Source organism: Streptomyces yunnanensis (assembly GCF_029011865.1).
In the GTDB taxonomy this organism is placed as follows: Bacteria; Actinomycetota; Actinomycetes; order Streptomycetales; family Streptomycetaceae; genus Streptomyces; species Streptomyces yunnanensis.
Window position 1 is genome coordinate 949,208 of the sequence record NZ_CP095749.1, and the last position, 21,913, is coordinate 971,120.

Sequence of the window (21,913 nt, forward strand, 5' to 3'; positions counted from 1 at the left end):
GCCGCCGGCCTTCTGCCACGGCGGCGGCACCGCCTCGGGGCGCCCTCAGATGTCCAGGGCGCCGCGGAACCGGCCGTGCCCGACGTCCGGGTCGGTCACCGCGAGCCAGCCGTGCCCGACCCGGTCGAGCACCTCGACCACGGTCGGCTGGATGGAGATCGAGGAAGCGACCTCCTCCGGATCACGGACACCCTCGGCGTACTGCTCGGCGTCGTCGTCCTCGTCGTCATGGGCGTCGCCACCCGGCATCAAGTTCCGCTCGAATTCCATCGGTTCCCCGATCCACTCCGGGTCGCCGTAGGTGCGGTAGCCGCGCTTGTCGTGTCCGTTCTCCGAAACCCACCACACTTGCGCGCCGTTGTAGTCGTCGATGGCGTAGAAGTGGGCTTCCCAGCAGTGCGCGCTGAGCCGTGTCACGATCTGCGCCCAGTTGTCGTTGAGGTAATCGGCACCGTAGATGAGTCGCCAGCCGTCGAATTCCGGGGTGATGAAGACCCGGTATGCCGTGGTGACGCCGCCGTCTTCCGTGGGGCGCCGGAGGGAATTCTCGTGCTCGACGGCGGCGGACAGACCCATGGCCGTCGTGACCGGGCGGGCGTCGTGCAGGTCCAACGCCCGGACGATATCGCCGATTTCCGCCTCGGGCACCGCGATCCAGCAGTCGGCGGGCAGATCACCCGGCTCCTCGTCCGGCAGTTTGATCTGCACCAACCGCTCCACGGCCGCCCGATCCGCGTCACTGAGGGCATCGGCGCCGCCGATCGTGGCCAGCATGCGCAGCGCGGCCTTCCGCAGGCTTCCGGGACCCTCCGCGCGCACCTCGCGGAGCGGATCGATTGCCGCGTGCCCCAGACTTTCCAGGCAGGATTCCGCGGCCGAGTTGCCCGGCGTTTGTTCATTGCGCAGCAGCGGCAGCAGGTGTTTGACGACCGGGGCCCCGAGAGCGGTCAGTGCGTCCTGTGCGGCCGCGCGATCCTCCCGGCTCTCGGATGCCAGACGACGTACCAGTGCGGCGATCTCCTCACTCATGCGTCCGACCCTAACCGAGCGGTCCGGGCGACTTCCGCCATCCGCGGGAAAGACCGGAGTGCGCTCATCTCGGCAGCCGGCGCAGCGTCCCCGCCAACACCAACTCCCCGTAGAAATCCACGTTCCGGCCCGCGTCGGCCCCAGTTTTCCCCACCCGCGCCCCACCCGCACCCGGCCCGTTCCCGGCGAATTCCGCGGAGGTCCGGGAAACGGTGCGGAAGAGTTGCGGTCAGCGAAGGCAAGGACTCCGGTCGGGCACCCTTCGAGCCAGCAAAGAGCCGCCGCTTTTGCCCCATTACGCTACATTCCCTCCATGTCCAACGAACCGATGCGCCTGCCCGATCTGTCCTCCCGGCCGCACCAGCTCGCCGTCGAGCGGCTCATGAGCGGAACGCCGGCCGCGCTGTACCGGGCCTGGACCGAGCAGTTCGACCGCTGGTTCGCGGCCCCCGGATCGGTGCTGATGGCGGGCCGGGTGAACACGGCGTTCTTCTTCGAGACGGAGCACGAGGGGGCCCGCCACCCGCACTACGGCCGCTTCCTGCGGCTCGATCCGGATCGACTGGTCGAGCTGACGTGGGTCACCGGCGCGGGCGGAACCCAGGGCGCGGAGACCGTGGTCACGGTCGCATTCGCCGCCGAGGGCTCCGGGACGCGGCTGCGGCTCAGCCATGCCGGGTTCGCCGACGAGGCGGCGCGCGACCGCCACCGGGACGCCTGGCCGCACGTCCTGGAACAGCTCGACCGGCGCATCGGGGCTGCGCACTGACGTCCCGGACCGGGCCGAGAGGGACCCTGGGCGAGCCGAGGAGAGACCACGGAAAGGCCATGGAAGGGCCACGGAAGGGCCGAGCAAGGGCCGCGGAGAGACCGAACCGAGCGCGAGACGAAGGTCGCGATGCGTCCGATGGCCAGAAGAGAGCTGTGCGTATCGCCGGACCACATCTGCTGACACAACGTCAAGATCAGGGATGGCAAAAAAGATGGGGCTTAAGTTTTGTTCCGCGAACGAAGGGCAGACGCGGCTTACCGGACCATGATCCAAATTATGGGAGGGCAGCCATGACGACGGCGGTTTCCACGCACACCGGAACGCGGCACGGGCAGCGCCAGGGACAGGGCCACCGGACCGTGAGTTCCGGAACCGGCGGACTGCCGTACATCGCGGAGGCGTCCAAGGTGGCGCCGAGGGACGCCAAGGCGCTGTCCCGGCCGTTCTTCGAGCGGCTCGCGGTGCTGGAGGAGGGCACCCACGCGTACCAGTACGTGCGCAACACGCTCGTCGAGATGAACCTCTCCCTCGTCCGGTACGCCGCCGCCCGGTTCCGCAACCGCGGCGGCGACCCGAGCGAGATGGAGGACATCGTCCAGGTCGGCACCATCGGGCTGATCAAAGCCATCGACCGCTTCGACCTGTCCCGCGAGGTCGAGTTCACGACGTTCGCGGTGCCCTACATCGTGGGCGAGATCAAGCGGTTCTTCCGGGACGCCACCTGGGCGGTCCACGTACCGCGGCGGTTGCAGGAACTGCGGATCGACATCGCCCAGGCAAAGGAGCGCCTCTTCGCCCGCCTGGACCGGGACCCCACGGTCGCCGAACTCGCCGAGCACCTCGGCCTGGGCGAGGACGAGGTGATCGACGGGCTGATCGCCGGCAACGGCTACACCGCGGGGTCGCTGGACCAACCCAGCGACCCGGCCGAGGACGAGTCGGCCCGCAGCCTGGCCGACGCCCTCGGCGACGAGGACCCGCGGCTGCAGCTCGCCGAGGACCTCCATGCGCTGACTCCTCTGGTCCGGAAGCTCGATCGGCGGGATCGCCGGATCCTCACCCTGCGGTTCGTCCACGAGAAGACGCAGTCGGAGATCGGCGAGGAGCTCGGGGTGTCACAGATGCATGTCTCCCGACTGCTCGCCCGGATCCTGGGCCGGCTGCGGACGGGCCTGATCGGCCAGGCATGACGTGACGGCCGGTCGGGACCCCGGGACCCGATGGGCCGCCGGCCGTGGCCCCGACCGGGGGCGCCTCACGCGTGCGTGTCGCGCGGCAGCACGGAGCGGACATAGACGGCCAGTCGGTCGCGGATCTCGTCGACCGACAGCCCCTCCACGGTAAGCAGGTGCGCGATGAGGTCGGCGCGGACGGCGGCCAGCAGGGCATGGGCGACGAAGTCGGCGCGCCCTGCGTCGGCGCACTGCGCCAGGCTGTCGCGCAGCGTCGTGTGCCACCAGGTGTAGGACGGGCTCCGGTACGGGCTGGCCGCGCCGGCTTCCTCCAGGACGAGGTAGAGGCTCAGGTTGTCCAGCTTGAAGCGGGCCAGGGCGTCGAGCACCGCGGGGATCCGCTCGTGCGGCGGGGCGTCGGGCCCCAGTGGGGCGGGCCCTTCGGCGACGGCCCGGCGGAGCGCCGCGGTGCGTCGTTCGGCGAGCGCCTGGAGCAGTCCCGCCCGGTCGGCGAAGGCCCGGAAGACCGTTCCCTTGCCGACGCCGGCGGCCGACGCGACGGCGTTCATGCTCACCTCGGCGGGACCGCTGCGCGCGAACAGCGCCTCGGCGGCGTCCAGAACGGCTTCACGACTGCGGACGGCGTCCGCGCGCTGTCGGGGTTCGGGCATCGGTCATGACCTCTCTTGCGAAACGGACCACTGGTCCGTATCGTCGAAACGGACCGGCGGTCCAACCGTATCGGACGACCGCACCGCACGCTCCCGATCGAGGAGAAGCGAGATGACCCCCACCACGACCGCCCATCGGACTCCGGAGGACCTCTTCCGTCACGGGCTCCGCCTCCTTCTGGACCAGGATTTCGCCGCATGGGTGGACCTCTGGGACGACCAGGGCGTCTTCGAGTTCCCCTTCGCGCCCGAAGGCCGCCCGCGCCGCCTGGAGGGCAAGTCCGCCGTCGCCGCCTATATGCGCGACTACCCCCAACACATCGAGCTGCACGACTTCCCGCACCTGACGATCCATCAGACCCAGCGCACCGGCACGATCATCGCCGAGATGAGCGCCGTGGGCCGCCTGGTCGCCACCGACGAGCCGTTCGCGATGTCGTACGTCGCGGTGGTCACCGTCGCCGACGGCCGCATCGCCCACTACCGCGACTACTGGAATCCCCTGGCCGTCCCGGCCTCCATGCGCAGCTGACCCGCCCCTTTCCGCACGCCCACCCATCCCGCCCGGAAGGCCCCCGTGACCACACCCCGCCACACGTCCCCGACCACCGGCCCCGTCCTCGTCACCGGCGCCACCGGCACCACCGGCAGCCGCCTGGTGGCCCGGCTGACGCGGGCCGGACACCCCACCAGGGCCGCCGGCCGCCACCCCGTTCCCGTCGCCGGTGCGGAACCGGTGGCCTTCGACTGGACCGACCCCGGCACCCACGACGCGGCGCTGGACGGCGCGAGCGCCGTCTACCTCGTGCCACCGCCCGGCGCCACGGACCCCGCCGCCGTCATGCTGCCCTTCCTCGACCGCGCCCGGCGCGCCGGAGTGCGCCGGGCGGTCCTGCTCAGCTCCTCCCTGATCCCCGCGGGCGGTCCGGCCACCGGAACCGTCCACCAGGCCCTGCCCGGCCTCGTCCCGGAGTGGGCCGTGCTGCGCCCCTCCTGGTTCATGCAGAACTTCACCGGCCACCACCCGCACGCCGACGCCGTCCGCACCGACGGCCTGCTGACCACGGCGACGGGACGGGGCCGGGTGGCGTTCATCGACGCCGACGACATCGCCGCGGTGGCCGCGCACGCACTGACCGACCCCGTGCCCCACAACACCGACTGGGTGCTCACCGGGCCGGCGGCCCTCTCCTACGACGCCGTCGCCGCGATCCTCACCGAGGTCACCGGCCGACCGGTACGCCACCGGGCGGTGTCCGAGGCGGAACTGCGCACGCGGCTCGCGCGGCATCTGCCGGCGGACTTCGCGGCGATCCTCGCGGACCTGGACCGCCGGATCGCCGACGGCGCCGAGGACCGGGTGACCGATGCCGTCACCCGCGTCACCGGGCGGCCACCCCGTTCCTTCGCCACCTATTGCCGGGCCAACATCCAGTCGTTGAGCAGCTTGTGATGGTCCATCATGGCTCCCCTCCGCTGGCTCGTAGCGGCGGGACGGGGTTCAGCCTCGGGTCACCCGAACCTCCGCGACCTCCATCAGACCGTCGAGTTCAACCTGGCCGACGGTCTGGGTCGGGCGCACCGTGAGGCCGTCCCGGCGTACCAGGTCCAGGATGCGTTCGGCGAGCGGGAGCACCATGTGGCGGGCCCAGCAGCGCTCGTCGGCGTGGCCGAACGGCAGATATCCGGGGTGGTTGTCCGGGTCCAGATCCGCCCAGCGCTCGGGCCGGAAGGCATCGGGGTCCTCCCACAACGCCGGGTCGCGGTGGCTCAGCAGGGGCAACAGGAGGACGTCGTCGGTCGGGCCGATCCGGTCGTCCACGGCGGTGAGTTCGGGCGAGGCCATCCGCAGGATGTTCCACGACGGGGGCAACAGCCGGAGCGCCTCGGCGAGCAGTTGCCGGTTCGGGACGGCGTCGTCGAACGGGGCGCCCAGCCAGACCGCGTTGGTGACCAACGCGGCCACGGTGAAGCAGATGGGTGCCGCCACCCGGCGGTAGAGGTACAGGGCGTAGCGGCGGTCGGCGTAGCCGGCTGCGCCGAGGGCGAGGGTGGCGAGCTTCGACAGCGGCTCCGCCGGGTCGGGGCGGCGCAGCAGGGCGGCGCCCGACGCGACGGCGGACCAGGTCAGCTTCGGGGTGAGTTCCAGTCTCCGGTCGACCAGGATCCGCAGGCGGCCGAGTTCCTGTCCGAAGACGAGGTCGCGGAGGTAGGCGTGCGGCACCGCCGGCCAGGTGCCGGTCAGATCGACGGAGGTCTCCAAGGGGCGCTGCAGGGCCTTCCGCACGTCCGCGCCCAGGGCCTGCATGTAGGCGGCGGCGTCGGTCCGGCCGACCTGCCGGCCGAGGACGGGCTTGAAGGTCGGCCGCTCCTCGGCGTTGGCCGGCCGGCTGCGCAGCAGGGCGTCCATCAGGTCGGCGCCCGCGACGCCGATCGTGGTGGGCTCCAGTCGGAACAGCTCCTGACCGGTGTGGCGGCGCAGCAGGGCGTCGATCCTGGGCGCGAAGCGCACCCGCCGGTCGCCGCGGGTGACGGTCGGTCGCTGGGACATCGGGAACCTCCGGGAACGCGGGCCGGTGGCGGACCGTTGCGTGCGGCCCGCCACCGTCCGTTGTGGGCGTGGGCCGATCAGATCCAGCCGTACCAGGCGTACGCCTTGAGGCTCTTTTCGGTGCGCATCCGCTTCACGAGACGAACGAACTTCATCCGTACCTCCTTGGCAGGGGCTGACTGTGCCCCGTGGCAGGCCGCCGAAAGGGTCTTCGACCGCCGCAGAAGTGAATGCCGGGGCGGTTGGGGTGTCAAGTGGCTCATATCACGCGGAAAAACAACCAACCCATGTTTCAGGGGAGTTCGCGGTGCGGAGCGCCGAAAAGCGCCGTATGAATGGGGCGGTTGGTCCCGATGTAGCGGATGTTCATGCCAAATACCGTATGGATAGGCAGCGTTGACAGATATGGAGAAGGATCGAAGATTTTGTTGATTTTACGGAGTCGGGCGGCCCGGCCGCCCCGCGGAGCTCGGTCCGCAGGGCTGAACTCCCGTGCGGACCAGCCCGGTCCTGGACGGAGCGGGTCACTCCGACGGGTCGTCCGTCGTCGCGTAGCGGCCGGCCAGGACGGCCACCGTCTCCGCCACGGCGCGTCGCAGCGCGGGTGGGCCGAGGACCTCCGCCTCCGCGCCCAGCCGGAGCAGGTCGCCGACGGCCACGGCCGGCCCCTCGACCGGCATCGTCACCTCCGTCCAGCCGTCCGCGTCCGGCTCCCCGGCGCCCTCCAGCGCCCGCCGGCCCACCGCGCCGTAGAGCATCGGCAGCAGGCGCCGGGCCCGCGGGGAGATGCGCAGGTGCGCCGTGTCCTGGTGCAGCGCGGCCGCCAGGCGGCGGGAGGACTCGGCCCAATACGCGGCCAGGTCGAAGCCGGCCGGCCGTGCGAACGCCTCGTCCGTGAGCTCCACGGCCTGGAACCGTGCGATCCGGTACGTCCGCACCGCCTCGTCGGCGAGCGCCACCACGTACCAGATGCCGCCCTTGAGGACGATGCCGAGCGGGCGCAGCTCGCGGTGGACCTCGCCGCGCCAGCGCCGGTAGTGGGTGCGGACCACCCGCTGCTCCCACACCGCCCGGGCGACCGGCGCGAGGTGGGCGACCGGATCGGCGTCCCGGAACCACGCGGGTGCGTCGAGGTGGAAGCGGTCCTGGATCCGCCGGGTCCGCTCGGCGAGTTCGACCGGGAGCGCCGCCTGCACCTTCAGTTGGGCGGTCGCCAGCACCGCACCCAGCCCCAGGTCGCGGGCCGGGCCGGGTGCTCCGGCGAAGAAGAGCGCGTCGGCCTCGGCACCGGTGAGCCCGGTCAGTCGGGTGCGGTACCCGTCCATCAGGCGGTAGCCGCCGTCCGGCCCGCGCTCGGTGCGGACCGGGACGCCGGACGCGCCGAGCGCCTCGATGTCGCGGTAGATCGTGCGGACCGACACCTCCAGTTCCGCGGCGAGTTCGGCGGCGGTCATCCGCCCGCGGTTCTGGAGCAGCAGGAGCAGGGCGAGGAGCCGGTCGGCGCGCATGCTCCGATTGTCTCGCGTACCTGACAGAAGGTGTCAGGTACGGCGGTCAGGATGGCTGCACACCGCCCGGCACCGGCCGTGCGGGAGACCGAGAGGACAACCATGCCCGCACAGACCACCGGCTGCATCAGCTACGCCAACTGGACCGAGCAGCCGATCGGTTCGGTCGCGACGAGCCCGCGGCTCGCGCGCGCCTGTGTCACCAACAACTTCTCCGGCGGTATCGAGGCCGACCGCACGGCCTGCGAGTACACCATCGTCTACACCTCGGACAAGACCGGGACGTTCACCGGTCTGGAGCTGCTGACCGGACGGCTGGACGGGCGGGAGGGCAGTTTCGTGCTCGAAGAGCGCGGCGCGTTCGACGCCGACGGCACGGTGCGTTGCACCTTCGAGGTCGTCCCCGGATCGGCCACCGGGGACCTGGTCGGCCTGAGCGGGTCGGGCAGTTTCAGGTGCGAGGCCGGCAGTCCGTCCTTCCCGTACACCTTCGACTACCGGATGGACTGAGCGCCGCCCGTCGCCGGTGGCGGACGAGGAGTTCGACGCCGCGGCCGAAGCCGACCGACCGTGCCATGGCCTCGTCCCATGGCACGGCGGGCCGGGTGGTGGTGCCGGACGGGCCGGAGGTCAGGGGTACGCCACCACGGTCGAGGGAACCGTCGAGCTGCCCGAGGTCGGCGCGCCGGTGTCGTTGATGACGTGCTCGAACTGGCCCTTGCCGCCGAGCGAGACGACCAGCAGGTCGTGGAACTTCACCCCCGGGGCGTTCGGGGCGGCGAAGCCGTGGTGCTGGACGATGCTGGGATCGACGTTGTAGTAGCAGTAGCTGCCGAGCCCCCACGCCTCGTGGGAGGTGACCGAGTCGGCGACCTTGTAGGCGGCGTAGCCCTTGACGTCCCCGTCCTGGACGGCTGCCTGGTCGGGGGCGTCGTACGCCTTCTCGTTCTGGAGGAAGACGGTGCGGCCCCGCTGTCCGTACCACTGCACGTCGTACTTGTTGAAGTGCTCCACGAACAGGCCGGTGGCCAGGACGTCGTCGCCGTTGACGCGGATGCCGTAGTCGGCACGGTTGGTGTCCCAGCCGACGCCGTCACCGTGGTCTGCGCGCCAGACCCAGGTGTGGTCGATGATGGTGTGCCGGCTGTTGACGACGATGCTGGTGGTGGCCTTGCCCGGGCCCGCGCCGCCGATGCGGAGGAACACGTCCTGGACGGTGGTCGGGTTGGCGGAGTGGTCCGCGGCGGCGCCGGCCGGGCCGATTTCGAGGAGGGTGGCGGAGTTCACCGGGCCGGCGTCGATGAGGAAGCCGGCCAGGCGGATGCCGTCGACGTCGGCGGTCCGCACGGCGGTGACACCGTTGTCAGGGATGAGTGTGGCGTAGCCGAGGCCCAGGACGACGGTGTTGGGCGCGGTCACCTGGATCGGCTGGTCGAGGTGGTAGATGCCCGGGGTGAGCAACAGGTGGAGTCCCTGCGCGAGCGCCTGGTTGAGGGTGGCGGCGGAGACGCCGGGCTTGGCGACGTAGAACTGCGACAGGGGCAGCGAGGTACCGCGCGGGGTGCCGTTGCCCCAGGTGACACCGCGGGCGTTGGTGCGCAGCTCCGGCAGGAAGACCCGGTAGTCGGCGCCGTCGAGGTGGAGGAAGGGCTTCTCACGGGAGAGGGGGGTGGTGTCGAGCACGGTGTAGGGCGGGTTGGGGAACGTCTGCCCCGGGGCGCCCTGCACGCCCGAGAACACCATGTTCCACACGCCGTTGGACCAACCGCCGACCGCACTGTCGCGGGCGTACCACTGCTGTTGCGAACGCGGCTCCACGGTCCCGTCGACGCGGCTGTCGGCGAGGTAGCCGCCGCTGGCCCAACCGTCCCCGGCGGGCGCCAGGTTGAGGCCGCCGCGGACGTGCATCCGGCGGAACGGCGCGGCCTGGGCGACGGCCCAGCGGTTGGTGCCATTGACCGGGACGAGGGCGAGGTTCTCCGCGGAGCGCCAGAAGTTCTGGGTGGCGTTGCCGTTGAACCAGCCGGCGTCGACGGTGACGTCGCCGTTGATGGTGGTGTCGTCGGGCGACAGTCCCAGGCCGGCTATGGAGGTGTAGAAGCCGAGTTGGGCGTTGAGGCCGTGATAGGTGCCGGGCTTGAACAGCAGGGCGTAGCGCCCGGTGTCGAACTGGGCCTTCTCCTGCTGCTTGAACACCTCGTCCAGCTTCGCCTGGATGCCGGGGGTGGCCGGGTCGAAGACGAGGACGTTGGGGCCGAGGTCGCCGCCGCCGGGCAGGGCACCCGGGGTTCTGTGCGGCGGCGCGGCGTGGGCGGTCCGGGCGGGGCCGAGCAGGGCGGGGGCCGAGGCCACCGCGGCGGCGGCGCCGAGGACGGTGCGGCGGCCGACGGTGGGGCGTTCGGGCGTGGGGGATTCCTTGGAGGCAGGGGTCATGGGTGACTCTCCTGATTCAGGAAGTGAAGATGTGGGGGGTGGGGAGCGTACTCCCGCCGTCGCATGCTTCAGCTTCATGAAGGGTGCGTCAAGAGCCAGACCTGAGTTTCGCGCGACGACACCGACCGACCGTCAACAAATGTGCTGATAGAGGCAGTTGGTGCCGCCACGCACTTCCGTGCGGCACAGGGGACTCACCCTCGCCGCGTTCAAGAAGTGTCCGGCCTCTGGCGTCCGGCCTCCGATTCACTCCACCGTCTGGTCCCCGTCGGGGAGGTCCTGCACGGTGACCTTGCCGCGCGGCTGGCCGAGGCCGTCCGCCACCGCCCGGGCCAGGCCGTCGGGGTCGGGCGCGGTGGGCACCGGGACCTGTGCGCCCTCCGGGTAGCTCTCGATCGCCCTGGTGAAGTAGCTGGGATGCCAGGCACCGACCGCGCCCCGCACTTCCACGGCGCGTACCGCCCGCGTCCCGATCCGCTGCTGGACCGCGGCGAGGATCCGGTCGGACCGGTATTCCCCGGGCACCTGGAACAGGCTGGCGTGTGCGCCGACCTTCCCGCCGTCCGCCAGCCGGACGGTGACCGTCAGACAGCTGGTGACCGCGGGGTAGACGATCGTGCGGCCGGGCCCGACCTCGCCGACCTGCCCCTCGGTGATCCTGATCGCGGCGGCCGGGGCCGCGGCGGGGGCGCTCGCCACCGCCGGGGCCGCCTGGGCCGTGGCCACGCCGGCCACGCCCGCCTGGAGCGCCAGCGCCACCGCGAGCGCCGGTATCGCGCGGTTCCGTGTTGCTGCCATCGTTCCGCCTCCGCTCACTCGAACCGCGACGCGTCCCCGGCGCCCCGCCGCACGATCTCCACGACACCGCCCGAGAAGTCGACGACGGTGGTGGGTTCGGTGCCGCAGTCGCCGGAGTCGACCACCGCGTCCACCACGTGGTCGAGGCGCTCCTTGATCTCCCAGCCCTGGGTCAGCGGCTCGTCCTCGTCGGGCAGCAGCAGGGTGCTGGAGAGCAGCGGTTCGCCCAGCTCCTCCAGGAGTGCCTGGGTGACGGTGTGGTCGGGGATCCGGACGCCGACGGTCTTCTTCTTCGGGTGCAGGAGCTGGCGCGGGACCTCCTTGGTCGCCGGGAGGATGAAGGTGTAGCGGCCGGGGGTCGCCGCCTTGATCGCGCGGAACACGTCGTTGTCGATCTGTACGAACTGGCCCAGCTGCGAGAAGTTCTGGCAGACCAGGGTGAAGTGGTGGCGGTCGTCGAGGGCGCGGATCGAGCGGATGCGGTCGATGCCGTCGCGGCTGCCCAGTCGGCACCCCAGGGCGAAGCAGGAGTCGGTCGGGTAGGCGATGAGCCCGCCGGAGCGGACGGCGTCGGCGACCGTGGTGATGGTGCGGCGCTGGGGGTTGTCCGGGTGGACGTCGAAGTACTTGGCCATTTTCGCGAGTCTAGGTGATCGTGCGGCCGGTCGGCGTTCGCCGCCTCGACGGCCCGCCCACCGCGCCGACTTGGTCCGGTCCAAAGTGTTGACGTGCCCACGGCGAGGGTTCACGCTGTGGTCGATTGGTCTGGACCACCCCCTCGTCGGCTCGTGGAGGTCAAGTGCCACCTCGTCACGTCAGAACCCTCGCCGCCGCCGTCTCGGCGGCCTGTATCGCGCTCGGTGTCGCCGGCACGGCGCTCGCCACCGGCCAGCGCGCCGCCCCGCGGCCCGCCACCGCGACACCGGCACCGAAGGCGCTGGGCGGCAACTGGTACGCGGCGGCGCCGTACCTCATGCCGCTCGACAACGACCCGCCGGACGCGGGCGCGGTGATGGACGCCACCGGCCTCAAGGCGTTCCAGCTCGCCTTCGTCCTGGCGCCCAACGGCGGCGGCTGCTCGCCGACCTGGGACGGTCTCCACCCGGTGGCGTCGGACACCGCGGTGGCCGGGGTGATCTCCGCGATCCGCGCCAAGGGCGGCGACGTCTCCGCGTCCATCGGCGGCTACAACGGCACCAAGCTGGGGCAGGCGTGCGGCACGCCCGAGGCGACCGCCGCCGCCTACCAGCAGGTCATCGACAAGTACGGCCTGAAGGCACTCGACTTCGACCTGGAGGAGCCGGAGTACGAGAACTCCGCGGCCATCCACAACGAGATCGGCGCCGCCAGGATCCTCCAGCAGAAGAACCCCGGCCTCTATCTCTCCGTCACCACCGCCGGGACGGCCGACGGCACCGGCTGGTTCGGCAAGCAGATGCTGAACGAGGCCAAGTCCCAGTCCTTCGTGCCGGACAACTTCTCCATCATGCCGTTCGACGGCGGCTTCAACGGCGCCGCCGCCCAGACCTCCGCGCTCACCAACTTCAACGCCGTCCTGCGCTCCACCTTCGGCTGGGACGAGGCCACCGCCTACGCCCACGAGGGCATCTCCCAGATGAACGGCCGCAGCGACACCGGGGAGTTCTTCACTCAGGCGGATTTCCAGACCGTGTTGGACTACGCCACCTCCCACCACATGGCGCGCTTCACCAACTGGTCCGTCAACCGCGACCGACAGTGCACCCCGCCGGACAACAACGGCCGGACCTCCGGCACCTGCAGCAGCGTTCCGCAGGGTGCCTGGGACTTCACCAAGTACTCGGTGAAGTTCGCCGGCGCCACACCGCCCACCACGCCCCCGACCACGCCGCCCACCACGCCCCCGGGCGGCAGTTGCGCCGCCGGCCCCTACGCCGCGGGCACCGTCTACGTCGGCGGCGACACCGTCTCCTACAGCGGCCACACCTGGAAGGCCCGGTGGTGGACCCAGGGCGAGGCGCCGTCCACCGGCGGCTCGGGAGTCTGGCAGGACCTGGGCGCCTGCTGACCCCGTGGGGAGGAGCGCTCCGGCGGGCGCTCCTCCCCTCCCCGCCCCGCACGTCCGGTGCGTCGAAGATCACGCATCCCGGCAGCCGGCCGGGGCAGACTCGGCGGTATGAGCGCCACGCCCCCAGTCCCCCACCTGCCCCGGACCATCGACGAGACCGGCCTGCTGCGCGCCCTCCCGATGGCCGCGGCCGTCGACGCACTGCGCGCCGCGCTGCGCGACGGGCCGGACCCCGAAGCCGACCCGCCGCGCACCATCGTGCCCGTCGAGCACGGCCAACTGCTCCTGATGCCCGCGCACCGCAGCCGGTACGCGGGCGTCAAGATCGCCACCGTCGCCCCCGACAACCCGGCCGCCGGACTCCCCCGCGTGCAGGGCCAGTACCTGCTCTTCGACGCCCCCACCCTCGCCCCGCTCGCGCTGCTCGACGGCATCGCGCTGACCACCGTGCGCACCGCCGCCGTCTCCGCCCTCGCCGCCGACCTGCTCGCCGTCCGCGAGGCGAGCCGCCTGGTGGTGTTCGGCACCGGTCCCCAGGCCCGCGGCCACCTGGACGCACTGCGCGCGGTGCGTCCGCTGACCCACGTCACCGTGGTGGGGCGGACCCCCGCCAACGTCGAGCGGTTCGTCGCGACGGCCCGCCGGGACACCGGCCTGCGCGTCGAGGCCGGCGAGCCGTCCGCGGTCGCCGGCGCCGACCTCGTCGCCTGCTGCACCACCGCCCGTGCCCCGCTGTTCGACGGCGCCCTGCTCCCGCCGCACGCCATGGTGGCCGCGGTCGGCTCCCACGAGCGCGGGAGCCGCGAGGTGGACGGCACGACCGTCCTGCGCAGCACGGTCGTGGTGGAGTCCCGGTCCGCCGCGGCCCGGGAAGCCGGCGACCTCATCCCGGAGCTGGAGAGCGGCCGGCTCGACCGGGAGGCACTGGTGACGCTCGCCGGCCTGGCCACCGGAGCCGCCGCCGTCGACCCCGACCGCCCCCGCCTGTTCAAGAGCGTCGGCATGGCCTGGGAGGACCTCGCGGTCGCGGGTGCCGCCTACGAAGCCACCTGACGGCACACACGACGGCCGTTCCGACGGCCCTCGTGCGATGCTGGGGGCGCCCGGCCGAGGCGCGTGACCTCGGCCGATGCCAAAGATGGGGAGCGTACGGCAGCGTGAAGGCAGCAATACGACGGACCGTTACGGGCACCTGGAACCGCTTCGCGGCCTCCGACCCGGGACTGCTGCGACTGATGGCCGGGCTGCGGACGGTGGGGGCGATCGTGCTGACCCTCGTCGCGCTGGCCCTGCTCGACACCGGCGTCACGCTCCTGGTCGCGGGAGCCATGGCGTCGATGGTCGCCACCTTCGCCATCCGGGAGAAGGAGGTGCGCGGCCAGGCCGTCACCCTCGCCCTCGGCCTGCCGGTGGCGTTGGCCGCGGTGGCGCTGGGGGCGCTGCTGCACAGTCGGATCATCGCCGGTGACCTGTTCTTCATCGCGCTGATCTTCGGCGCCGCGTACGCCCGCCGGTTCGGCGACCGCGGCACGGCGCTGGGTCTGATCGGCTTTCAGGTCTACTTCATCTCGCTGTTCGTGCACGCCACCGTGGCCACGCTGCCGGAGCTGTTCCTGACCCTGGCCGTCGCGTTCGCGTGCAGTGCCGTGGCCCGCTTCGCCGCCTTCCCGGACACCCCCGAGCGCACCCTGAGCCGACTGCGGGAGGCGTTCCGGGCCCGCCTGGCGCAGCTGGTGGCAACCCACCGGGAGTTGGTGGACGCCGGGCCCGAGGAGTTGGACGGCGTCCTCGACGACCTGCGGCGGCACACCGCCCGGCTGCACGAGACGGCACTGATGATCCAGGGCCGCCTGGAGGAGGGCACCCGCGACGCGACCACCGCGGCGCTGCTCCAGCGCCGCATCGCGGACGCCGAGATCGCCGCCGAACGCCTGGGGATGACGCTGCTCAACGCGCGCAGCGCGGAGCGCACCGACACCCTCACCCTGCACCTGCCGCACGCCCCGGTGCCGGCCACCGCGAACCGCATGCAGTCCGAGGGCGATGCCGTGGCCACGCTCCGCCGGGACCTGGAGGCCCTGGCGCTGCTGATGGCCCGCCGGGCGCCCGACGACCGCGGCACCGCGCTGGCCCACGTGCGCAACCGGCTGCTCGGCTACCGCGACGAGGACAACCTGCCGCGCGGCTCGGGCGCCGTCCAGGACGCCTTCCGCGCGCTCGGTGAGGCCGCCCGCGCCGTGCTGGGTCTGCGGCTGGCGCTGGACGGGCCGCAGGACGAGTCCGACGACACCTCCGCCACGATCCGCTCGCGGGAGGAGTTCGACGCCGAGGACCTGGCGATCGTCGGTGCCGAGGAGGCCGAGGAGGACGTGCACACCGGGCTGCAGCGGCCCACCACCCGGGCCGCGTTCCAGGTCGCGGTGGGCTCGGCGCTGGCCATCGTCGGCGGGGAGTTCCTGTCCACCCAGCGCTGGTACTGGGCGGTGCTGACCTGCTGGGTGGTGTTCCTCAACACCGCGTCCACCGGCGAGGTCCTGGTCAAGGGGTACCGCCGGCTGGTCGGCACGGTGCTGGGCGTGATCGCCGGTGTGGCGCTGGCGGGGCTGGTGGGCAACCACACCTGGACGGCGTTCGCGCTGGTGCTGCTGTGCGTCTTCGGCATGTTCTTCACCGCGCCGCTGTCGTACGCGCTGATGTCCTTCTTCGTCACCGCGATGCTCGGCCTGCTCTACACCGTCCTGAACACCTACAGCGTCGCGACGCTGGTGCTGCGCATCGAGGAGACCGCGCTGGGCGCGGCGTGCGGGATCATCGCCGCGGCGGTCATCCTTCCGGTGCACACCGACCGGCGCACCGACGAGCATCTGGGCGCCGTCCTGGAACGGTTGCGGGAGGCGGTTGCGGCGGCGGTGGCCCAGCTGTCCGGCGGGCCGACGGCGGACCTGCTGACCCTGGCGCGCGACCTGGACACCGCGCTGAACGACCTGCGCGACTCCACCCAGCCGCTGGTGCACCCCATCACCCCGCTGCGGGTCCGCCGGCAGACCGCGCGCTATCTGGTGGCACTCCTGGAGACCTGCGCCTATCACGCCCGGTCGCTGGCGGCGACGGCGGAACTCCTGCCGGCCAGCCGATCGGTGGCGGCCGACCCCCGGCTGGGACGCGTCGGCCGGCGCATCGAGCGCAACATCGAGCTGATCGCGGCGCGGGTGGCGGACGAGCCCGCCGACGGCGAGGTGGAGGCGGGCGCCAGCATCGCCTCGCTGCTGGACGCGGACGGCTCCCCGGTGCCGCCGTCGCACACCGTGACCTTCCGTGTGCTGCGGCACCTCCAGCGGCTCGACGAGGGTGTGGTGGGTATCGCCCGTGCCCTGGACGTGCCGGTGGCCGGGCGGGGCGGCCGGAAGAACGGCTGACGCGGACGGCGGGCGGGGCACGCCGCCCGGCCCGCCTCCGCAATCTCCAGGTAAAACCTTTCCCCCGTTCGGGTGGCGCGCCCGGGCCCTCGTCCGGGCCGCCGGCGCCCCCTCTCCCTCGATGAAACCGCAGCTCAGCGGCGCGCCACCAGGGATCACCGGCCGCTCCGGCGCACCACTGCGCGCCCCTTTCCGCGTTACGCTCCGGTTGACGCGACCGGCACCCGAGGAACACTCTCGTTACATAGGTGCTCGATACAACTGACTCTGGCGGAGCGGATCGGGCAGCCGGCGCACCGGCCTTGCCCACCCCCTCCCCGACCCCGACCCACGGCGGCACCTCCCGCCGTCCGCGGCATCGGCGGCCCCAGAGTGCGGAGCAGGAGGACACGGCATGTGCGGTATCACCGGCTGGATATCCTTCGACCGCGATCTGCGCTCCGAGCAGGAGACCGTGGACGCGATGACCGAGACGATGGCCTGCCGCGGCCCTGACGACCGCGGCACCTGGGTTCGGGGACCGGCCGCGCTCGGCCACCGCCGCCTCGCCATCATCGACCTGCCAGGCGGGCGCCAGCCGATGGCCGTCGAGCGGCCCGACGGCACCGAGGTCGTCATCGTCTACTCCGGCGAGTCCTACAACTTCGTCGAACTGCGCGCCGAACTGACGGCCAGGGGCCATCGCTTCACCACCGACTCCGACACCGAGGTGGTGCTGCACGGCTACCTGGAGTGGGGCGAGGCGGTCGCCGACCACCTCAACGGGATGTTCGCCTTCGCGGTCTGGGACGAGCGGCGCCGGCGGCTGGTGATGGTCCGCGACCGGATGGGCATCAAGCCGTTCTACTACCACCCCACCGCCGACGGCGTGCTGTTCGGCTCCGAGCCCAAGGCGATCCTCGCCAACCCGCTCGCCGGGCGGCGGGTCGCCCTGGACGGCCTGCGCGAGCTGTTCGCCTTCGTCAAGACCCCCGGCCACGCCGTGTGGGACGGCATGCACGAGGTCGAGCCGGGCACCGTGGTCACCGTCGACTCCGAGGGACTGCGCCGGCACGTCTACTGGTCGCTGCGGACCCGGGCCCACCAGGACGACCAGGAGACCTCGATCGCGCACGTGCGGACGCTGCTCGACGACATCGTCCGCCGCCAGCTGGTCGCCGACGTACCGCGCTGCACCCTGCTCTCCGGCGGGCTGGACTCCTCGGCGATGACCGCGCTGGCCGCCCGTCAACTGGCCGACGCGGGCGAGACGGTGCGGAGCTTCGCCGTCGACTTCGTCGGCCAGACCGAGAACTTCATCGCCGACGACCTGCGCGCCACCCCCGACACCCCCTTCGTGCACGACGTGGCACGGCTCGCCGGGACCGAGCACCAGGACATCGTGCTGGACTCCGCCGCCCTGGCCGACCTCGACGTCCGCGCCAAGATGCTGCGGGCCCGCGACATGCCGATGGGCCTGGGCGACATGGACGCCTCCCTCTACCTGCTGTTCCAGGCGATCCGGGAGCACTCGACGGTGGCCCTGTCCGGCGAGTCGGCCGACGAGGTCTTCGGCGGGTACAAGCAGTTCTTCGACGAGGACGCGCGCAAGGCACACACCTTCCCCTGGCTCGTCCGCTTCACCCAGCACTTCGGCGACGACGAGAACATCCTCACCTCCGACGTCACCGGCGCCCTCGACCTGGGCTCCTACATCCAGGACGGCTACGACCGGGCCATCAAGGACGTCGAACGGCTCGACGGGGAGAGCGACTTCGAGTTCCGGATGCGGAAGATCTGCTATCTGCACCTGACGCGCTTCGTCCGGATCCTGCTGGACCGCAAGGACCGGGCGAGCATGGCCGTCGGGCTGGAGGTGCGCGTCCCGTTCTGCGACCACCGCCTGGTCGAGTACGTCTACAACGCGCCCTGGTCCCTGAAGTCCTTCGACGGCCGGGAGAAGAGCCTGCTGCGCGAGGCCACCGCCGATCTGTTGCCCAGGTCGGTGTACGACCGGGTGAAGAGCCCGTACCCGTCCACACAGGATCCGCAGTACGCGGTCGCACTCCAGCAGCACGCCAAGGACCTGCTGGCGCGCCCCTCGCACCAGGTCTTCGACCTCGTCGACCGCGACTGGCTGCGGCGCGCGGCGCAACACGAGGCGCCGCAGATCACCCAGGCATCACGACGCGGCCTCGAACGCACACTGGATCTGGCGCTGTGGTTGGAGATGTACTCCCCCACGATTACGCTCACTTGATCCACGACGGGCCCTGCGGGGCACGCCACTGACCGGGTCCGGTACGAGGCGATGGGTGAGCGATGACAATCGGTGACGACGCGGCGCTGCAACTGGTGATCTCGCTGCACCGGCTGACCCGGAGCCTGCGCAGGTCCGCCACGGCAGGCAGCATCCAACTGACCCATGTCGCCGTGCTGGCGCTGCTGACCCAGCGCGGGCCGTCCCGGATCGGGGAGATCGCGCAGTGGGTGCCCTGCTCCCAACCGACCGCCACCGCGGCGGTCCTCGGCCTGGAGTCGTCGGGCCTGGTACGCCGCGAGGCCGACCCGAAGGACCGGCGCGCCAGTCGGGTCCTGCTCACCGAACGCGGCTCCGCGGCGCTGGCGGACATCGCCCGCGGTGAGGCACGGGTGCTCACCCGCCGCCTCACCGCGCTGCAGCCGGACGAGATCCGCCGGCTGACCGAGGTCGAACCGCTGCTGCGCCGGCTCGCCGAGTCCGGCGACTGATGCGTCAGCGGGTCGTGAAGGACGTACCGAGCCCGGCCCGGCCCTCCCGGGAGTCGGCCGCCGGCCCCCGGTCAGGTCGGCGAAGCCGGTCGGCGGCGCGAGCGAACACGACGCGGGCATATGTGCGTGACATCAAGGGCAGAGCTTGCCAGCATCACCCAAACGCGGTAATAGCCCCAGACCAGCCAGGCGAATATCATCTTCCCCATGGCGCCCACATGCGTCCCAGACGCCACCGCCGAGGCCAACGAACGGATACGCACGTTCATGGCCGCCCGTGTCGGTCGGCCACTATGGCCCGAAGAGCAAGCCGAGTACGAGCGACTGCTCGCCGCTTGGACGGATGCCATACACACGCGCCGGACCACGAGCTGAAGGACGCGATGCCCCGTTCCTGCCCCGGCAGGGACGGGGCACCGTGTCGTCCGGAGGGCGGCGGCGCCCCGAGCCGGCCACCGCGAACGGCGGTTGCCGGCACCCCCGCCCATGGCCATCCGGCCCCACCCGCTCACCCATCACGATGACACTGAGACCACCTGGCCGCCAAGAACGATGTGACGGGGCTTCAGATCCGCCATGCTGCCATCTCCTCATGAAGGTCATCGTGGAGGTGCTCACGTAATGGCTGGAGACAGACAGCAGACCACCGACCCGCACACGGGCTCCCCCCGTCGGCGGGTACTGACCGCGGCGGCCCTCGCCCCGCTGCTGGCCGCGGCGCCCGCCTCGGCTCGCGCCCGTCCCGCCCCCCTGCCGCACGAACCGATCACGTCGGGCGGACGGAAGCTGATCGAACCGGTCCACACCACCCTCGCCGACTGGAAGAAAGTGGCCAAGGCGCTGGGCCGGACCGGCGACATGAAACGCAAGGTGATGTACCACACCGGCCTGCCCCGCCGGGACCTCCGCGTGGACTCCCATCACGTTCGCGTCAAGGCGCCCCTGGCCCTGGGCTCGCACGTCTCGTTCGTCCGCTACGCCGACGACAGCACCCTGGTGATGGGCGACATCGTCGTGACCGAACACGAGCTGCAGGACTTCGTCGACACCCTGCAGGAGCACCGCCTCCACCTGACCGCGCTGCACAAGCACCTGCTCTCCCAGCGGCCCGACGTCTGGTGGGTCCATGTGCACGGGCACGGCGACGAACCGGTGGCCATGGCCCGCGGTCTCCGCGAGGCGTTCGACGGCACCGGCACCCCGCCCGACAAGGCGTCCGACCCGGACGAGAAGGTCGATCTGGACACCGACGGGATCGATGACGCGATGGGCGCCAAGGGTTCCGTCGACGACGGGATCTACAAGTGCATCTTCGTCCGTAAGGAGAAGATCAGCGACGGCAAGTTGGTGCTGCCGCCGGGCCTGGGCTCGACCAGCGCGTTCAACTTCCAACCGCTCGGCCACGGCCGGGCGGCGATCAGCGCGGACTGCTGCATGATCGCCAAGGAGGTGCCGCGCGTCCTGCGGGCGCTGCGGAAGGCCGACGCCAAGCTCGTCGAACTCCACAACCACGGGCTGACGGACGAACCCCGGCTGTTCTTCGTCCATGTGTGGGCGGTCGGCGACGCCGTGCGACTGGCCCGCGCCCTGCGCCACGCGGTGGACGCCACCGACGTCGTGCCGGCCGGCAGCTGAACCACGGCCCCGGCCGACGGAAGGAGGGCCACGCACGGAAGCCCGCACGGCACCGGCCGGCACAGTGGGGCATCCCCACTGTTCTCCCCGACGGGGGAACGCGCCGGTGACCGTGCCGCTCCTGGACGACGATGTCCGCGCTCAGCTGGACGCCGCGACGGCGGTCCGCCCGAGGGACGTGTGGTGGGCGCCGGGGGCCCGGCGAAAATAGCGGGCGGAGCGGGCGCTGTGGACAGTACGGTCCGAGCATGGACGACGAGGACGGCTACTTCGGGAAGAGTGTCGCGGCGACCTATGACGATGCCTCGGCCGGGATGTTCGCGCCGGGCGTCGTGGATCCGACCGTCGATTTCCTGGCCCGGCTCGCCGGGCGGGGTCGGGCTCTGGAGCTGGGCGTCGGGACGGGGCGGATCGCACTGCCGCTGGCGCGCCGCGGTGTGCCCGTCCACGGCATCGACATGTCACGGGCGATGGTCGCCCGGCTGCGGGACAAGCCGGGTGGCGACGACGTCGGCGTGACGATCGGCGACTTCGCGACCACGCGGGTCGACGGGACGTTCTCCGTCGCCTACCTGGTCTTCAACACCATCATGAATCTGACGACCCAACAGGCACAGGTCGACTGCTTCCGCAACGTCGCGGCGCACCTCGAACCGGGCGGCTGTTTCGTCATCGAGGTCGGGATCCCCGAGCTGCGGAAGCTGCCACCGGGCCAGCGCGTCGTGCCGTTCCACGTCAGCCCGACGCGGTGGGCGTTCGACGTCTACGACGTGGCCACCCAGGCGATGAGTTCGAACTACGTCGACGTGGCCGAAGGGCGCGGCAACTACCAGTCGATCCCGTTCCGGTATGTCTGGCCGGCGGAGCTCGATCTGATGGCGCAGCTGGCCGGGTTGCGGTTGCGTGAGCGGTGGGAGGGGTGGACGGGCGAACCGTTCACGAACGAGAGTCATCGGCATGTGTCGGTGTGGGAGAAGCCGGTGAACGAGGGCGGGGAAGGGGGATGACGACGGCCTGCCGGACGGCGCGCGGGGCAAGAGCGCGGTGTGCGGCGGGAGTTCGGCGGACGGTGCGCGGTTTCGCGTTCCGATACAGTGACAAAGCGGGCCGTGATCACGCCGGCGGGATGCCGGTCGTGGCGAGGCGTCCGG

20 protein-coding genes are annotated in these 21,913 nt (G+C 71.6%); 12 read left to right on the top strand and 8 right to left on the bottom strand.

Annotated features, from left to right (window positions below; genetic code table 11):
- Positions 1–45: 45 nt before the first annotated feature.
- Complete coding sequence (locus MOV08_RS03830) at positions 46–1,029, bottom strand: HEAT repeat domain-containing protein (RefSeq protein WP_275306241.1); 984 nt, start codon at positions 1,027–1,029, stop codon at positions 46–48.
- Between the two features lie 313 nt (positions 1,030–1,342).
- Here MOV08_RS03830 and MOV08_RS03835 point away from each other — a divergent pair, with 313 nt between their 5' ends.
- Both MOV08_RS03835 and MOV08_RS03840 read left to right on the top strand, forming a co-directional pair.
- The gene (locus MOV08_RS03835) at positions 1,343–1,798 is read left to right on the top strand and encodes an SRPBCC family protein (protein ID WP_275306243.1); all 456 of its coding nucleotides are present in this window, start codon (positions 1,343–1,345) and stop codon (positions 1,796–1,798) included.
- Positions 1,799–2,091: 293 nt separating this feature from the next.
- Complete coding sequence (locus MOV08_RS03840; RefSeq protein ID WP_039629493.1) at positions 2,092–2,991, top strand: RNA polymerase sigma factor SigF; 900 nt, start codon at positions 2,092–2,094, stop codon at positions 2,989–2,991.
- 65 nt (positions 2,992–3,056) lie between these two features.
- Here MOV08_RS03840 and MOV08_RS03845 read toward each other — a convergent pair whose 3' ends face one another.
- Complete coding sequence (locus MOV08_RS03845; protein ID WP_275306245.1) at positions 3,057–3,644, bottom strand: TetR/AcrR family transcriptional regulator; 588 nt, start codon at positions 3,642–3,644, stop codon at positions 3,057–3,059.
- Positions 3,645–3,756: 112 nt separating this feature from the next.
- On the opposite strand from MOV08_RS03845, the gene MOV08_RS03850 reads away from it, so the two are divergent.
- Both MOV08_RS03850 and MOV08_RS03855 read left to right on the top strand, forming a co-directional pair.
- Positions 3,757–4,176, top strand: a complete 420-nt coding sequence (locus MOV08_RS03850) for a nuclear transport factor 2 family protein (RefSeq protein WP_275306247.1) — start codon at positions 3,757–3,759, stop codon at positions 4,174–4,176.
- Positions 4,177–4,221: 45 nt separating this feature from the next.
- Positions 4,222–5,097 (top strand): NmrA family NAD(P)-binding protein, encoded by an 876-nt coding sequence (locus MOV08_RS03855; protein WP_275306248.1) that lies wholly within the window; start codon positions 4,222–4,224, stop codon positions 5,095–5,097.
- A 48-nt stretch (positions 5,098–5,145) separates the two neighbouring features.
- On the opposite strand, the gene MOV08_RS03860 is transcribed toward MOV08_RS03855, so the two are convergent.
- The 3 genes from MOV08_RS03860 to MOV08_RS03865 form a co-directional block, all read right to left on the bottom strand.
- Positions 5,146–6,195 (bottom strand): cytochrome P450, encoded by a 1,050-nt coding sequence (locus MOV08_RS03860; RefSeq protein WP_275306250.1) that lies wholly within the window; start codon positions 6,193–6,195, stop codon positions 5,146–5,148.
- Between the two features lie 77 nt (positions 6,196–6,272).
- Positions 6,273–6,458 carry a tryptorubin family RiPP precursor gene (locus tag MOV08_RS44035; protein WP_420834124.1) on the bottom strand — a complete coding sequence of 62 codons (186 nt, stop codon included), beginning with the start codon at positions 6,456–6,458 and terminating at the stop codon, positions 6,273–6,275.
- Between the two features lie 261 nt (positions 6,459–6,719).
- On the bottom strand, positions 6,720–7,703 hold the full coding sequence (locus tag MOV08_RS03865) for a helix-turn-helix transcriptional regulator (RefSeq protein WP_275306251.1): 984 nt from the start codon (positions 7,701–7,703) through the stop codon (positions 6,720–6,722).
- A gap of 102 nt (positions 7,704–7,805) precedes the next feature.
- On the opposite strand from MOV08_RS03865, the gene MOV08_RS03870 reads away from it, so the two are divergent.
- Entirely contained in the window at positions 7,806–8,213 is a 408-nt protein-coding gene (locus MOV08_RS03870) for a DUF3224 domain-containing protein (protein WP_275306253.1), read from the top strand.
- A 120-nt stretch (positions 8,214–8,333) separates the two neighbouring features.
- Here the strand turns inward: MOV08_RS03870 and MOV08_RS03875 are convergent, their stop codons facing one another.
- The 3 genes from MOV08_RS03875 to MOV08_RS03885 form a co-directional block, all read right to left on the bottom strand.
- On the bottom strand, positions 8,334–10,136 hold the full coding sequence (locus tag MOV08_RS03875) for a coagulation factor 5/8 type domain-containing protein (RefSeq protein WP_275306255.1): 1,803 nt from the start codon (positions 10,134–10,136) through the stop codon (positions 8,334–8,336).
- 246 nt (positions 10,137–10,382) lie between these two features.
- A complete protein-coding gene (locus tag MOV08_RS03880; protein WP_275306257.1) occupies positions 10,383–10,934 on the bottom strand; it encodes a hypothetical protein in 552 nt (183 codons plus the stop codon).
- Between the two features lie 14 nt (positions 10,935–10,948).
- Complete coding sequence (locus MOV08_RS03885; protein ID WP_275306258.1) at positions 10,949–11,569, bottom strand: L-threonylcarbamoyladenylate synthase; 621 nt, start codon at positions 11,567–11,569, stop codon at positions 10,949–10,951.
- 164 nt (positions 11,570–11,733) lie between these two features.
- On the opposite strand from MOV08_RS03885, the gene MOV08_RS03890 reads away from it, so the two are divergent.
- The 7 genes from MOV08_RS03890 to MOV08_RS03920 all read left to right on the top strand — a co-directional run bounded on the left by MOV08_RS03890 (position 11,734) and on the right by MOV08_RS03920 (position 21,769).
- Positions 11,734–12,981, top strand: coding sequence for a chitinase (locus MOV08_RS03890; RefSeq protein WP_275306260.1), 1,248 nt, complete (start codon positions 11,734–11,736; stop codon positions 12,979–12,981).
- A gap of 108 nt (positions 12,982–13,089) precedes the next feature.
- Positions 13,090–14,034, top strand: a complete 945-nt coding sequence (locus tag MOV08_RS03895; protein WP_275306262.1) for an ornithine cyclodeaminase family protein — start codon at positions 13,090–13,092, stop codon at positions 14,032–14,034.
- A 182-nt stretch (positions 14,035–14,216) separates the two neighbouring features.
- Positions 14,217–16,397, top strand: coding sequence for an FUSC family protein (locus MOV08_RS03900; RefSeq protein WP_275311690.1), 2,181 nt, complete (start codon positions 14,217–14,219; stop codon positions 16,395–16,397).
- 394 nt (positions 16,398–16,791) lie between these two features.
- A complete protein-coding gene (asnB, locus tag MOV08_RS03905) occupies positions 16,792–18,636 on the top strand; it encodes an asparagine synthase (glutamine-hydrolyzing) (protein WP_275306263.1) in 1,845 nt (614 codons plus the stop codon).
- A 62-nt stretch (positions 18,637–18,698) separates the two neighbouring features.
- The gene (locus MOV08_RS03910; RefSeq protein WP_039629507.1) at positions 18,699–19,127 is read left to right on the top strand and encodes a MarR family winged helix-turn-helix transcriptional regulator; all 429 of its coding nucleotides are present in this window, start codon (positions 18,699–18,701) and stop codon (positions 19,125–19,127) included.
- A gap of 621 nt (positions 19,128–19,748) precedes the next feature.
- A complete protein-coding gene (locus MOV08_RS03915; RefSeq protein ID WP_275306265.1) occupies positions 19,749–20,762 on the top strand; it encodes a DUF1259 domain-containing protein in 1,014 nt (337 codons plus the stop codon).
- 248 nt (positions 20,763–21,010) lie between these two features.
- On the top strand, positions 21,011–21,769 hold the full coding sequence (locus tag MOV08_RS03920) for a class I SAM-dependent DNA methyltransferase (RefSeq protein WP_275306266.1): 759 nt from the start codon (positions 21,011–21,013) through the stop codon (positions 21,767–21,769).
- The last annotated feature ends 144 nt before the right edge of the window (positions 21,770–21,913 follow it).

Bases quoted from the DNA above. Each gene is read 5' to 3' on its own strand.
- MOV08_RS03840 (WP_039629493.1), top strand. From the start codon at position 2,092: ATGACGACGGCGGTTTCCACGCACACCGGAACGCGGCACGGGCAGCGC.
- MOV08_RS03865 (WP_275306251.1), bottom strand. From the start codon at position 7,703: ATGCGCGCCGACCGGCTCCTCGCCCTGCTCCTGCTGCTCCAGAACCGC.
- MOV08_RS03920 (WP_275306266.1), top strand. From the start codon at position 21,011: ATGGACGACGAGGACGGCTACTTCGGGAAGAGTGTCGCGGCGACCTAT.
- MOV08_RS03830 (WP_275306241.1), bottom strand. From the start codon at position 1,029: ATGAGTGAGGAGATCGCCGCACTGGTACGTCGTCTGGCATCCGAGAGC.
- MOV08_RS03895 (WP_275306262.1), top strand. From the start codon at position 13,090: ATGAGCGCCACGCCCCCAGTCCCCCACCTGCCCCGGACCATCGACGAG.
- MOV08_RS03870 (WP_275306253.1), top strand. From the start codon at position 7,806: ATGCCCGCACAGACCACCGGCTGCATCAGCTACGCCAACTGGACCGAG.
- MOV08_RS44035 (WP_420834124.1), bottom strand. From the start codon at position 6,458: ATGAGCCACTTGACACCCCAACCGCCCCGGCATTCACTTCTGCGGCGG.
- MOV08_RS03910 (WP_039629507.1), top strand. From the start codon at position 18,699: ATGACAATCGGTGACGACGCGGCGCTGCAACTGGTGATCTCGCTGCAC.
- MOV08_RS03850 (WP_275306247.1), top strand. From the start codon at position 3,757: ATGACCCCCACCACGACCGCCCATCGGACTCCGGAGGACCTCTTCCGT.
- MOV08_RS03875 (WP_275306255.1), bottom strand. From the start codon at position 10,136: ATGACCCCTGCCTCCAAGGAATCCCCCACGCCCGAACGCCCCACCGTC.
- MOV08_RS03860 (WP_275306250.1), bottom strand. From the start codon at position 6,195: ATGTCCCAGCGACCGACCGTCACCCGCGGCGACCGGCGGGTGCGCTTC.
- MOV08_RS03900 (WP_275311690.1), top strand. From the start codon at position 14,217: ATGGCCGGGCTGCGGACGGTGGGGGCGATCGTGCTGACCCTCGTCGCG.
- MOV08_RS03845 (WP_275306245.1), bottom strand. From the start codon at position 3,644: ATGCCCGAACCCCGACAGCGCGCGGACGCCGTCCGCAGTCGTGAAGCC.
- MOV08_RS03880 (WP_275306257.1), bottom strand. From the start codon at position 10,934: ATGGCAGCAACACGGAACCGCGCGATACCGGCGCTCGCGGTGGCGCTG.
- asnB (WP_275306263.1), top strand. From the start codon at position 16,792: ATGTGCGGTATCACCGGCTGGATATCCTTCGACCGCGATCTGCGCTCC.
- MOV08_RS03915 (WP_275306265.1), top strand. From the start codon at position 19,749: ATGGCTGGAGACAGACAGCAGACCACCGACCCGCACACGGGCTCCCCC.
- MOV08_RS03835 (WP_275306243.1), top strand. From the start codon at position 1,343: ATGTCCAACGAACCGATGCGCCTGCCCGATCTGTCCTCCCGGCCGCAC.
- MOV08_RS03885 (WP_275306258.1), bottom strand. From the start codon at position 11,569: ATGGCCAAGTACTTCGACGTCCACCCGGACAACCCCCAGCGCCGCACC.